Consider the following 11,563-nt stretch of genomic DNA (forward strand, 5'->3'; position numbering starts at 1 on the left):
GTAATCGCCTCAGGTTGCCCAGGATTCAGCAATGTGTCTAATACTCACGCAAAATCAATGCCAGTTTGGTGGCGATGATGCACATTGCTTCGGGCCTCGTTATCGGCGATTATCGGAATCCTATATCGGTATATAATCTTTAGTTTCAAGAGCGGAAGGAGACAAGGGAACCTATCTCGCCCTAATGATAGGTGAGAGCGGTCCGGCAAACGTTAACTTGATATTTTTTCATGTGAGCGTACAAGTTCACAGCTCTCTTCAATATTAGGCCAATGTCCGGATGGATGACCTGAATAATTAATAACAGAGAGATGCCTAAAACTATTGAATGGATGCACTGGTCTTCGGTCCTGTTCCCTCCCGCAGGTTCGGGAGTTCCCTGGGAGTGAATCCTGTCCCCTTCAAGACATGCAACTACTCATGTGTCTACTGCCAGTTGGGAAGTTCAACGTCCTTGAGGACGGAAAGGCGAGAGTATTATCCTACATCACAGGTGGTCGAAGAGATACGCGCTGCCCTTGAGGCCATCAATGGTCAGGTTGACTTCGTGACGTTCATGGGTGAGGGAGAGCCGACCCTGGCCTCCAACCTGGGCGATATGATGAGGGGGGTCAGTGAGTTCTGGGAAGGGGGTATCTCCCTAATCACAAACGGCTCCCTGTTCTCCCGACCGGAGGTCAGGGTGGATGCCATGGCGTTCGATGTCATCTCACCCACGGTCTCAGCGGGGGATGAGGTCACCTTCAGGAGATTGCACCGCCCCCATCGTAAGTTCACTTTCAGCAGGACGCTGGAAGGCCTTGTCGATCTCAGAAGGACATTTCAGGGAGAGATCTGGGCGGAGGTCATGCTCGTGCGCGGTATCAACGATTCTCAACAGTCCCTTGACAATATCAGAGACGCCATACGTTTAATCGGTGCGGACCGAACATATATCACCGTCCCCACACGCCCTCCGGCAGATGGCCGTATCTCTGCTCCGGAGCCAGAGGTCTTAAGACGGGCGCTTGATTCATTACCTGGTGCCGTGGACATGACCGGCCCGGAGGCCGGCACCTTCGAAGCCCGCTCCGGAGATCCGATCGACCATTTACTGGCCATTGTTGCGAACCATCCCTTGCGTGAAGATCAGGTTGTGGGCATCCTATCGAGCCGGTATTCCGAGCGGGATGTGGCCGATGTCGTGAAGATGTTGGTCGATGAGAAGAAGCTGGAGAGAAAGCAGTATGGAAGGACCTTCTTTTACATCTCACCACCAGCGGTAGGCTGCTGATACGTGCGTAGGAGGGTCAGGGTTCTAATGGAGGTCACCATACGTCCTGATCGCTTAGAACGTTGAAATTTCTCCAGATGGGGTTGTGCTCTTCCAGAACGGTGGTACACTGGTACGGCTCTTATCACACCCCGCGTCTTTCGCCCCAGATTATCTTGTGGAGCTGTGGTAGAACGCGCACCCACAGTTTGTCCTCGAGGACCCACCCTGCTAGAGGAAGAAGGTCGGTCCCTCCGGCGGGGGTCATGATGACCGGGGCATTGATATCTTGCTCGCTCAGGACCTTCTTGGCGAACAGATAATCGATGCGGTCAGCGATGACGAACTTGAGCTGGTCCCGGAGCGAGAGGAAACCGAGGTTATCGTAAAGGTTATGAGTGCTCATGCCCGAGCTGGGGCACTTGAGGTCCATGGATATCATTATCTCCTCGGAGCTGGGAAGCCGGTCCAATGGAAGAGAGCCGTTGGTCTCGATGGTGATGTGGTATCCATCGTCCAGCAGCATATCGATCAGCTGATAGATGTCCTTCTGGATGAGAGGCTCCCCTCCCGTCAGGCTCACAAAGGGGGCACCATAGCCGTCCACGGCGGCGCTGATCTCCTCCGCCGCCATGTCCTTTCCGCCCTCGCGAGCGTAGCGGGTATCGCACCAGGAGCAGTCCAGGTTGCAACCCACGGTCCTCACGAATGTCGTTGGCATCCCTATCAGAACACCCTCTCCCTGCAAGGAGAAAAAGATCTCCGATATCCTCATGTTAGGTCCTCATAAGTGATGGGGTCCCGGAGGGAGTTGTCCCGGAAGCCCTTCAGCCGCAGGAGGCAGGAGTCGCAATGCCCGCAGGCCTTCTCTCCACCGCTGTAGCAGGACCAGGTCAGGTGCAGCGGAGCCTTCAGCTCGGTGCCTAATCTGACGATCTCGGCCTTGCTCATCCTCAGTATGGGGGCCTCCACGCGAATGGGTCGTCCCTCGACGCCGGTCTTGGTTCCCACCCTGAGCACCTCCTGATAGGCCTCGAAGAACTCCGGGCGACAGTCGGGATAGCCGGAGTAGTCGATGGCATTGGCACCGATGAATATGGCCTCGCCACCCTCGGTCTCGCAAAGACCTGCGGCCAGGCTTAGGAGTATTATGTTCCTGGCCGGGACGTAGGTAACGGGTATCTCCTCGCCGATACCCTCAGGAGCGTCATGGAGCGGCACCTCCACTCCTCTGGAGGTGAGCGCGCTCTTCCTCAGGAAGCTGAGATCGAGGTCCATCACGATGTGCTGCCTCAATCCATAATGTCTGACCACCGATCTCGCTGAATCCAGTTCACGGGAGTGCCGCTGTCCATAGCCCACGGTCAGGGGTATGGCATCATATCCTTGGGACAGCGCGTAGGCCAGGACCGTGGTGGAATCCAATCCTCCAGACAGCAGGACGACCGCCTTGTTCAATCGTTCACCTCGCGCTTCACCCATGCCGTCTGACCCCTCTCCTCGTCCAAGCCGACCTCGATTATCTTCACGTTGGCCGGTGGGTCTAGTTCTCGGATAAGGCGGCCCAGAATCAGCTCGGCCAGCTCCTCGGCACTGGTCTGGGATATATCAAGAATTATAACGTCCTCCTGAGGGAGCACATACCTCTTTCCGCCGACAAGGACCTCCACCTCTCGGCCCTTCTTGATAGTCATCCCCCGTGAGCGGCCGGGGAGCAGGATACGGTGGTCCAGTTCCTCCACGATGCTCTTAAGGGAGCGCTTGAGATCGACAAAGTCCATCACCATGCCGTCCTCAGCCTTATCACCATACAGCACCAAGCGCAGCGTGTAGCTGTGGCCGTGAAGCCTACCGCACTTGGCATGACCAGGTATGAAATGAGAAGCAGAGAACTTTATACCCGAGTACTCGCCATCTATCTCGATCCTCATGATTATCGGACATGTATCAGGTCCTTAAGGATTTACATTTGACGCTGGTCCCTTATTATATGCCTGAACGGACATTCGACATCATCAGAAAACTTAGTGAGGACGGGGGAGTAAAACCAATACTTGGGGAAGTTGGAGAAGCCCCCCGCCCCCATTGTAATTAAAAGCTCGAGGTTATTAATGGTATGCCCGGTTTCATCGCATGCCATCCTTTGACAGGGCGGCAGCGAGAACGATGGAGTCAACATAGCTCTCCTTGGCCCTCGATGTGTCGATGTACGTCCTCGGAATGTTGAGCACCGGGGCCCCCAAGGCCTTCCCCCCGCCCAGGAAGTGCAGCGTCCTGAAGATGAGGTTTCCGGAAATACCGTCGGGAGCTATGATGACATCGCATTCTCGGACCGCACTTTCGATGAGTATCTGCACGTCCCGGGCGTCGATGCCCACCTCACGCAGACGCTTCACGACGACAGCGGCATCTTCCAGGGTGCGGTCCACGGCGGCCATTCGTCCCATGTCCGAGGAGCGGCCCCCGGACATTATGCCGACCACGGGGGTTACGCCGAGGCGGCGGAGGATCTCCGCCCCCCTCCAAGCCATCTCGAACTTCTCCTCGGCCGTCCAGCCCTCGTCGATCCCCACGGGCGCCAGCAGGAACATCGTCCCCTGAGGCGGTTCCAAAAAGGCTGCGCGCAGTACTCTCTTGACCCCGAACACCTGCCTCAATGCAGCCATGGCCTCGTTAGAGTCCATGTCCCCCCTGACGGCCGCGTCCAATTTACCATCCCGAAGGTCCTCCGCCAGCTGCTGCGCGTCATGATATATCACCACCTCACCCAGGCCTAGAGGCTCAGCCTGATCGCAGCTGAGCCTGACCTTGCGATCGTCCTCGGCGGTGCCGATGCCTATGCGCAGCCTCCCACCCCGGATCTGGGACAGAAGGAGGTCTGAGGTCATCATCAGGGGGTCATGGCCCAAGGTTAGATTAATAGTTCATGCCCCCGCTACCAGGGGTCGGCTCATCATATGGAGGCATGAGGGAGTGAACATCACCAAGGGTGAGCGGGAAAGGATCCTCTGGCGTCGTCTTTCTGCCCAACATCTTGATCGCCGGTACCCCCGCTCTTCGTTAAAAGAGGTTGTGGGGGCCTGTGGGGTTCAGAACACGCCCCCCGGTTCTGCTAGCATTTCACTCATTGCCAGGATCGATGGGATATCCCCAGATGAAGTGCGGCATCAACTTGAGGACGATCGCATGCTTGTCCAGGCATGGAGCCTAAGGGCGGCGCCACACATCTTTCCCGTGGATGATTATCATACATTCACACAGGGCCTCTTGCCCTGGGAGGAGACTTTCCTACGGCATTTCATAAAGGGTGCGGTCGATAGCCTGGATAAGGTGGAACTCAGCGTTACAGAGCTGACGGAGATCATGTTCCCGGCCGTCACGGAGGTTCTCGACGGCATAGGTCTGAACAAGGCTCGGCTGGCGGGGGAGGTGGCGGACCTGATGTGCTCGAGAATTTCGTCCAACCTTCACAATCTGTGGAACGCACCTGGTCCCTTCGGTAGGTTCGGAGAGACTCTGGTAGGGTATGGTTTGTACATTGGGTCCCTGGCGGGGGCCGTGTGCCACGGACCTCGGAAAGGTACCTCCGCTCTGCTGGTCCGCCCTGACCAGTGGCTTGATCCGCTGGCACCATCGGACCCGCTGAAGGCGCGGATGGACCTGGTGCGAAAGTACCTACACTGTTACGGACCGTCCACTCCGGGAAGCATGGCGGCCTGGTCCGGGCTCCATCCCCAGCAGGTCTCGGAGATGTGGAAATGCATCTCTGAGGAAGTGATGCAGGTCAGCCTCGGGGGTAGAGGTATGTGGCTTTTGGCATCGGACAGGGAGGAGCTGGAGAGACCCCCCCGTTCCTGAGGATGCGCGACTCCTCCCTCCTCATGATCCCTATATGCAGTCCCGTGACCGGGAGCTCCTGCTGCCGGACACATCACTTCACCACCACGTGTGGAGAATGGCTGGTGGCCCGGGAACGGTCCTTTTCGAGGGAGAGGTGGTGGGGACCTGGAGATCGCAGAAGAGGGGTGGACGCATCTCGCTGTCGGTGATGCCTTTCCGTCACCTCAGCCCGTCAGCGATCGAGGGCATCAATGAAGAGGCCGTTCGGATGGCAGGGCAGATGGAGCTGGACCTGGCCGCGGTGAAGGTGTCCCCACCTCTCCGTCCGTGATCACCCTTGGATGCTGTCCAGGGAGTAGTCGGACCACTTTTTAAGCCCCAGGACGATCTCCATCTCCACCGGCGTGAGGATCGGTTTGGGGTACCGCAGGTAGTCGTCCACGGCGATCCGGGGACAGGCGGTGGAAACGTACGCGTCGGCCTGGTATGGAAGCAGTCGGTCGGGGTGTATCTCCTCCAGGAGCACGATCTCCGCCGAGCGGTCGTTCTCCTCTGCAAGGTCCTTTAGCCTCCTTGCCAGTTCCAACCTCTCCTGCCCTACCTTGGTGGACACGAGGATGAGAAAGTGTCTCGCGCTCTCCGCTCTGACAATGGCCGCGTGCCTCTGCCTGAGGATCCTCTCCTTGAGATCCTCCATGTCCCTCACCTCGTTCATAAGGGGGTCCAAGACCAGTACAGGTTTGTCTGATTCGATGGCCACCATGAGGGGGTGGAAGTCACCGCTCCCGACGTACAGGAACTGGTCCACATCCTTCACTATGGGGTCGACGGAGCTTATGTTGCACCCCAGGACCTGGCCCTCGAACTTGATGCGGGCATCTCCCCTCCCTATGCGCACCTCCTTCCCGTGCGATGCCAGCCAATCCATTATCTTTGGGAGCTGAGGCACGTGCTGTACGGTCGTAAGAAGGCCAACGCGATCACGGAGCACCGGCAACGCCCTTTCCAGGAGCGCGCTGACATCGACATCTATGAAGACCTCTACGAACAGGATGTTCGCGGGGGAGGCCATGGATGGAATTTCCGCGTGCCCGAACTGCACCAGGGCGTCCGCGTATCGAGAGAAGGAGGGGGCATAGTCACATGCTCCATAACAGGGATCGCCGAGGATGAGGATGTCCGCGCCTGTCCTCTCCCGGAGATCGCAGGCGATGTTCTGGGCATGGACCTTCAGGCCTTCAGGGAGCTGGACAGCCACCGTTCGTGCGTCCCTGCTCACAATCCATTCGGCGACCTCGGCCAATCTGAAGTCGTACAATGACAAACCTCTCGCAGAGAATAAGAAATAAAGTGGTTTTTAAAGAAATTGTTTAGGTCAGAAGCTCGGCGCCCTTCTCTATCTCCATGTAGCATGGGGACGGGAGCTTCATAGAGGCCTTCCACATCGCCTCCTTGGCGGCGTTGAACGCCTGGGGGGTGACCCGGATGGTCATGATGGTGTCCCCGCTCTGGACCCTGGCAGCGGTTCCCACGGCCTTACCGAAAGCCCCGCGCATACCGCCGGACACACGGTCCGCACCGGCGCCGGTAGCCATCTTGTGCTCCCTCAGAACGATATGGGGGAAGATACGGATCTTCAGGTGGAAGGAAGCACTGGTCGTCCCCTTGGACAGGGCCCTGTTGGCCGCGATACGAGCGGCCTCAAGGGCAGTGTGCCGTACCTGGCAGGGCTCCTTTATCCTGAGGTTCAGGACCACCGGGAACTCTCCGTTGATGGTACCTAGGTCGAAAGTGTTGATACGAGGAGCGGGCACACCACCCATATATTCCCTGCGGGTGTAGGCCTGGCCCCTTATCTGGCGGTACATTCTTCCGGGCTTGCGCGACATAAAGATTCACCTGTGAAATTCAACTTGGAGGGTGGGTTACATTATTGTTTTTGTATTTAAGGGTGATGGCCCAGAAGGGTAGCGGGACGGGCCGTATAAAAATCGTCTGGACACGGGCGTTAAAGTAAGGTCTAGCTCCTGACCAGGCTAAGGTCCTCGACCTTGCCGTCGATAAGCTCCAACTTTACCCTTACCTCGCCTCTCTCCATAAATATGGATGCCTTGCGAAGCATCGATTGATAGACGGCTATCCTCTTTCCGGAGGTTGACATCTTCATCTCCACGCATTTCAGCAATCCCAGGCCTTCAAGCATGCGGATCCTGTTGTAGCAGGCGGAGATGGGGATCCCCAGGTTCTCGCTCATCTCGGACGCGGTCCTCGCCTTATCGATAGACCAAACAAGTATGCGAGCCGCGTATTCATCGTTCATAACGCCAGAGGCGGTTAATGCATCCATGCCATCCCCGGGAGTGGGAATTACTTACAACCGATATATAAGATTGCATTGGACTCCATCGAGATAATGAGAATCAAGAATGATTCTTGATGAAACATATAAAAAAGGAGATGGAACGTACAATTTTTTTAGACCTTGCCGCATAAGAACGGCCGGAGGGAGCATGAAAGAGGAAGAGCTGCAGAAAGAGATAGAGGAACGGTTGAAGAGGATCGCCGATCACTACGAGCAGATGCCCTTGATCTGTGGTGCCCTGGCCCAGGAGCCTGACCTGTTCATGCCCTACACAGACCTTTCCCGACGCCTCCTGCTGGAGCCAGGAAGCCTCAGCAAGAGGGAGGCGGAGCTGGCCGCTGTGGCCGCAGGTGCCGCTCTGTCCAGCGAACATTGTCTGGACCTCCATATCTCTCAGGCGATGAGGTCCGGAGCGTCCAAGGCGGACGTCATGGAGGCCATCATGATAGGCTCCTTCATGGCCATGACCTGCGGTCTGTCCGTAGGTCTGAGAAAGCTTCAAGAGAAGGTTTGATCGGTCGTCGCTCGAACCATCGTATTTTGGGCCCGTTGCCGTTAATTATGTTGCGTTAGAGACAGGTGTCCAACTATGATCTCTGGTCAAGTGCTGAGCCGGCAACATCATGCCACTTATCGAGGAGACCTCCCAGAGAGTTAAGCAAACATATTTCATCCCCCTCCTTCTCTCGATGCAGGGATAAGGGCGGCAAATGGCCAAGAAACGTCTGAGCAACAGGGAGATTAAGGGGATCGCTCGTCGAAGGATGAGACGGCTTATGGACATGGCATCGGTGGAGGCGAGGAGCGGCGATCAAGCTCGCAGCCGCCGGTACGTTTCCCTGGCCCAGGCGATCGCCATGAGGACCAACACTCCCATGCTCAAAGAGCGGCCTTATTGTCCCGAGTGCATGTTGGCTTTGCTCCCAGGGCTAAATTGCCAGGTCCGGCTACGGTCGAACCGCGTCAGCGTGCACTGCCTAGCATGCGGACATGTGAGGCGTGTGCCCTATCTCAAGGAAAAGAGAGGTGTCGAAAATGCCAGTCAAGCTAAGCAAGAAGGAACTGATCAAGAAGGGGTCGGAGCTCGATCCCACCATCCATGTGGGAAAGGAGGGTGTGAGCGAGGGCATCATAGAGGAGGTGAAGGCCCAGATAAAGAGGAGCAAGCTGGTCAAGGTCAGGGTGCTTCCCGCGGCCGACCAGGACAAGAACGAGGTGGCACAGGAACTGGCCCGAAGGACAGGCGCCAAGGTCGTGGAGACCCGTGGTTTCACGGTCCTGCTCTGTGAAGCAAGCCTTTTTGATGAGAAATCACGTTAGGGCGAAGAGGAGACACTGGCCATGCTCGATATCGATCTCATTCGGAAGGACCCAGAGTTCGTACGCACATCCCTGAGGAACAGAAACTACTCCGAGGAGGTGCTTGATGAGTTCCTCAGGATCGACGGGGAGTGGCGCAAGCTCGTCGATGAGGGCAACCGCCTAAAGTACGAGAGGAACAGGGCCTCTGAGGCGATCCCTGGTCTAAAAGGGGATGAGAAGCAGGGCATGATCGCAGAGATGCGCAGGGTCTCAGAGAGGATCAAGCAGATAGACGCCACGGTGATGGAGCTGGATGCCTCGAGGGCGGATGTGGTTCTCAACCTTCCCAACATTCCGGATGCCAGTGTGCCTGTAGGCTCGTCCTCGGATGACAATCAGACCATCAGGACATGGGGCGTGAAGGGACGACGTTTCGATTTCGTACCTAAGAAGCACTTCGAGCTGGCCGAGGACCTGGACATCATTGACTTCGTCCGCGGGACCAAGATCACGGGGAGCGGTTTCTTTGTGCTCAAAGGCGATGGCGCGCGACTGGACAGGGCTCTCACCCAGTACATGCTGGACCTACACCACGGGCAGGGCTACACGGAGATCTTTCCGCCCGCCATAGTGAACAAGGCCGCGGTCATTGGAACTGGCCAATACCCCAAGATGAAGGACGACATGTACTGGTGCGAGAGGGACGACCTATGGCTGAACCCCACTGCTGAGGTTCCCGTGACCAACCTGCACCAGGACGAGATCTTCGAGAAGGAGCAGTTGCCAATATCCTACACCGCATATCTGCCCTCGTTCCGCCGGGAGGCGGGAAGGAACGCTGATACCCGTGGCATCATACGTGTGCACCAGTTCAACAAGGTGGAGCTGGTCAAGTTCCTCCTTCCTGAGAACTCGTTCGCTCAGCTGGAGGTTCTTAGGGACGATGCCGAGGCCGTGCTGCAGGGATTGGAGCTACCATACAGAGTGCAGCTGCTGTGCACCGGGGATATGGGATTCGCCAGCGCTAAGACCTATGACCTGGAGGCCTACGCTCCCGGTCAGGAACAGTGGCTGGAAGTGTCATCGTGCTCCTGCTTCACCGACTTCCAGGCACGACGGGCGCGCATCAAGTATCGGCCGGAACCGCACCTCAAGAGCGAGTTCGTGCACACCCTTAACGGATCTGGCCTGGCCCTTCCGCGCACTATGGTCGCGGTCATGGAGAACTATCAGAACGCTGACGGCAGCATAACCATCCCCCAAGTCCTGCGTCCCTACATGCAGGGCCAGGAGATCATTGGGTAGAAGGGCGAGGTGGCTGGCCCTACCGATCCAACGATCGGCCCGTACTTAACGACAACAGGTTGGCTGAGCAACATGGATTACGGGTCCAGCAACCAGTATCCCAGACATTATAACGAAGTTTTTCCATCCGGGAACAGGTTGTGACCATGGATCTGTCGATAGAGGCCGTCCTTCTTCAACTGTTCGTCCTATTCCTCCTCGCCAAGCTTTTCGGCATGGTATGCGAGCGCCTGGGGGTCTCGGCAGTCATCGGGGAGATCTTGGCAGGTATCCTGGTGGCCACCACCATCCCCTTGAGCATGCTGGGCCTGGGTCCGGACGTATCCTTGTTCAACATCCTGGGCCTTGACAAGGACATCTCCTTCTTCGAGATACTGAGTGAGCTGGGCGTCATCTTCCTGCTGTTCGCGGTGGGATTGGAGACCCCGTTCTCGGAGCTGCGCAAGGTAGGAAAGACCGCCACGTTGGTCGCGGTCCTCGGAGTCATCCTACCTTTCCTCGCAGGCTTCGCCTTGATACTAGGTTTCGGCCATGGTCAGACCGAGGCGCTGTTCATCGGTGCGGCCATGGTGGCCACCAGCGTGGGAATAACCGCCCGGGTCATCAGCGACCTGAGCCTCACCCAGTCCGTGGAGGCCAGGGTCATAATTGGCGCTGCCGTCATCGATGATGTCCTCGGCATGATCGTCCTGGCCATAGTAGTGGGGGTCGCCTCTGGAGGCAACACCGGGATACTGGAGATAATACTGGTCTCAGCCTCGGGGATCGTATTTGTCCTGGCAGTGATCTTCGTAGGTTCCATCATGATGCCCCATGCGCGCAGACGGGTGGAGGACCGCAGGAACCGCAACAAGGCCAGCGATCCAGATGAGGATATTCTATGCGTGGAGAAGAAGAAACCTGTGCTCTCCCCTCTTCCTCTGGCGTTGCTTATTTGTTTTGCCCTTTCCTTCGTCGCATCCTACGTGGGCCTGGCGGCCATCATCGGAGCATTCCTCGCAGGCATGGCCTTCGCCGAGTTCAAGGACAAGTGGCCGTGCGAGCGTGACTTTGATTCCATCAACGAGTTCCTGGTCCCCTTCTTCTTCATCTACACTGGCATGCTCGTCGACATCTCGTCCTTTGGCGACGTCCTCTTCCTGGCAATAATTGTTACCATACTGGCCGTGTTGACAAAGGTCGTCGGATGCGGCCTGGGATCGCTGAAGATGGGGAAGAAGACCAGCACCATCATCGGTGTGGGCATGGTCCCCCGGGGAGAGGTGGGCATCATCGTCGCGTCCATCGGGTTCGGCATGCAGGTCGTATCCCAGGACATGTTCTCCGTGGTGGTCTTCATGTCCATGGCCACGACCATCATAGCGCCGTTCCTGCTCACCTGGGCCTTCCGCAGGAAGTACGGGGAGTGCAAGCTGCCGGAGCAATCTGAGTGAGCCAGATCGCCCCTGGTGGTCCTGGGGAGGGGCTGGACGGAACGTCCTCATACAACTAGGGAGACCCCT

At 57.3% G+C, this 11,563-nt stretch carries 13 protein-coding genes and 2 pseudogenes; 8 read left to right on the forward strand and 7 right to left on the reverse strand.

Translation table 11 applies throughout. The annotated features are described in order from the left end of the window. The first annotated feature begins 328 nt into the window (after positions 1-328). The gene (locus GXX95_09940) at positions 329-1,273 is read left to right on the forward strand and encodes a radical SAM protein (GenBank protein NLT38461.1); all 945 of its coding nucleotides are present in this window, start codon (positions 329-331) and stop codon (positions 1,271-1,273) included. Positions 1,274-1,397: 124 nt separating this feature from the next. Here GXX95_09940 and GXX95_09945 read toward each other — a convergent pair whose 3' ends face one another. The 4 genes from GXX95_09945 to mtxX form a co-directional block, all read right to left on the reverse strand. After that, positions 1,398-2,027, reverse strand: a complete 630-nt coding sequence (locus GXX95_09945; GenBank protein ID NLT38462.1) for a radical SAM protein — start codon at positions 2,025-2,027, stop codon at positions 1,398-1,400. Further along, positions 2,024-2,734: a 7-cyano-7-deazaguanine synthase QueC gene (gene queC / locus GXX95_09950; protein ID NLT38463.1), complete on the reverse strand. Its 711-nt coding sequence runs from the start codon at positions 2,732-2,734 to the stop codon at positions 2,024-2,026. Before queC ends, GXX95_09945 begins: the two co-directional genes overlap by 4 nt. Next, entirely contained in the window at positions 2,707-3,186 is a 480-nt protein-coding gene (locus GXX95_09955) for a 6-carboxytetrahydropterin synthase (protein ID NLT38464.1), read from the reverse strand. The genes queC and GXX95_09955 overlap by 28 nt, the downstream gene beginning before the upstream one ends. Before the next feature lie 192 nt (positions 3,187-3,378). Next, the gene (mtxX, locus tag GXX95_09960; GenBank protein NLT38465.1) at positions 3,379-4,140 is read right to left on the reverse strand and encodes a methanogenesis marker protein Mmp4/MtxX; all 762 of its coding nucleotides are present in this window, start codon (positions 4,138-4,140) and stop codon (positions 3,379-3,381) included. An 85-nt stretch (positions 4,141-4,225) separates the two neighbouring features. Between mtxX and GXX95_09965 the strand changes: the two genes are divergently transcribed. Together GXX95_09965 and GXX95_09970 are read left to right on the forward strand one after the other, a co-directional pair. Then, a complete protein-coding gene (locus GXX95_09965) occupies positions 4,226-5,110 on the forward strand; it encodes a winged helix DNA-binding domain-containing protein (protein ID NLT38466.1) in 885 nt (294 codons plus the stop codon). After that, positions 5,091-5,423, forward strand: a pseudogene (locus GXX95_09970) (winged helix DNA-binding domain-containing protein). The gene GXX95_09965 and the pseudogene GXX95_09970 overlap by 20 nt, the downstream one beginning before the upstream one ends. Here the strand turns inward: GXX95_09970 and dph2 are convergent. From dph2 to GXX95_09985, 3 genes are all read right to left on the reverse strand, one after another. Further along, the gene (gene dph2, locus GXX95_09975; GenBank protein NLT38467.1) at positions 5,424-6,410 is read right to left on the reverse strand and encodes a diphthamide biosynthesis enzyme Dph2; all 987 of its coding nucleotides are present in this window, start codon (positions 6,408-6,410) and stop codon (positions 5,424-5,426) included. 52 nt (positions 6,411-6,462) lie between these two features. Further along, positions 6,463-6,981: a 50S ribosomal protein L16 gene (locus GXX95_09980; protein NLT38468.1), complete on the reverse strand. Its 519-nt coding sequence runs from the start codon at positions 6,979-6,981 to the stop codon at positions 6,463-6,465. A gap of 131 nt (positions 6,982-7,112) precedes the next feature. Further along, a complete protein-coding gene (locus tag GXX95_09985) occupies positions 7,113-7,439 on the reverse strand; it encodes a helix-turn-helix transcriptional regulator (protein NLT38469.1) in 327 nt (108 codons plus the stop codon). A 163-nt stretch (positions 7,440-7,602) separates the two neighbouring features. On the opposite strand from GXX95_09985, the gene GXX95_09990 reads away from it, so the two are divergent. The 5 genes and pseudogenes from GXX95_09990 (at position 7,603) to GXX95_10010 (ending at position 11,494) form a co-directional block, all read left to right on the forward strand. Further along, complete coding sequence (locus GXX95_09990) at positions 7,603-7,968, forward strand: hypothetical protein (GenBank protein ID NLT38470.1); 366 nt, start codon at positions 7,603-7,605, stop codon at positions 7,966-7,968. Positions 7,969-8,164: 196 nt separating this feature from the next. Continuing rightward, positions 8,165-8,392 (forward strand): annotated as a pseudogene (locus GXX95_09995) (hypothetical protein). Positions 8,393-8,489: 97 nt separating this feature from the next. Continuing rightward, a complete protein-coding gene (locus tag GXX95_10000; protein NLT38471.1) occupies positions 8,490-8,774 on the forward strand; it encodes a YhbY family RNA-binding protein in 285 nt (94 codons plus the stop codon). A gap of 21 nt (positions 8,775-8,795) precedes the next feature. Beyond that, positions 8,796-10,061 (forward strand): serine--tRNA ligase, encoded by a 1,266-nt coding sequence (gene serS / locus GXX95_10005; protein ID NLT38472.1) that lies wholly within the window; start codon positions 8,796-8,798, stop codon positions 10,059-10,061. A gap of 146 nt (positions 10,062-10,207) precedes the next feature. Further along, the gene (locus GXX95_10010) at positions 10,208-11,494 is read left to right on the forward strand and encodes a cation:proton antiporter (protein ID NLT38473.1); all 1,287 of its coding nucleotides are present in this window, start codon (positions 10,208-10,210) and stop codon (positions 11,492-11,494) included. The last annotated feature ends 69 nt before the right edge of the window (positions 11,495-11,563 follow it).

It is taken from the genome of Methanomassiliicoccus sp. (assembly GCA_012719175.1).
GTDB lineage: Archaea > Thermoplasmatota > Thermoplasmata > Methanomassiliicoccales > Methanomassiliicoccaceae > UBA6.

Bases quoted from the DNA above. Each gene is read 5' to 3' on its own strand.
- serS (NLT38472.1), top strand. From the start codon at position 8,796: ATGCTCGATATCGATCTCATTCGGAAGGACCCAGAGTTCGTACGCACA.
- GXX95_09940 (NLT38461.1), top strand. From the start codon at position 329: ATGGATGCACTGGTCTTCGGTCCTGTTCCCTCCCGCAGGTTCGGGAGT.
- GXX95_09980 (NLT38468.1), bottom strand. From the start codon at position 6,981: ATGTCGCGCAAGCCCGGAAGAATGTACCGCCAGATAAGGGGCCAGGCC.
- GXX95_09945 (NLT38462.1), bottom strand. From the start codon at position 2,027: ATGAGGATATCGGAGATCTTTTTCTCCTTGCAGGGAGAGGGTGTTCTG.
- mtxX (NLT38465.1), bottom strand. From the start codon at position 4,140: ATGACCTCAGACCTCCTTCTGTCCCAGATCCGGGGTGGGAGGCTGCGC.
- GXX95_09990 (NLT38470.1), top strand. From the start codon at position 7,603: ATGAAAGAGGAAGAGCTGCAGAAAGAGATAGAGGAACGGTTGAAGAGG.
- GXX95_09985 (NLT38469.1), bottom strand. From the start codon at position 7,439: ATGGATGCATTAACCGCCTCTGGCGTTATGAACGATGAATACGCGGCT.
- GXX95_10010 (NLT38473.1), top strand. From the start codon at position 10,208: ATGGATCTGTCGATAGAGGCCGTCCTTCTTCAACTGTTCGTCCTATTC.
- GXX95_10000 (NLT38471.1), top strand. From the start codon at position 8,490: ATGCCAGTCAAGCTAAGCAAGAAGGAACTGATCAAGAAGGGGTCGGAG.
- queC (NLT38463.1), bottom strand. From the start codon at position 2,734: ATGGGTGAAGCGCGAGGTGAACGATTGAACAAGGCGGTCGTCCTGCTG.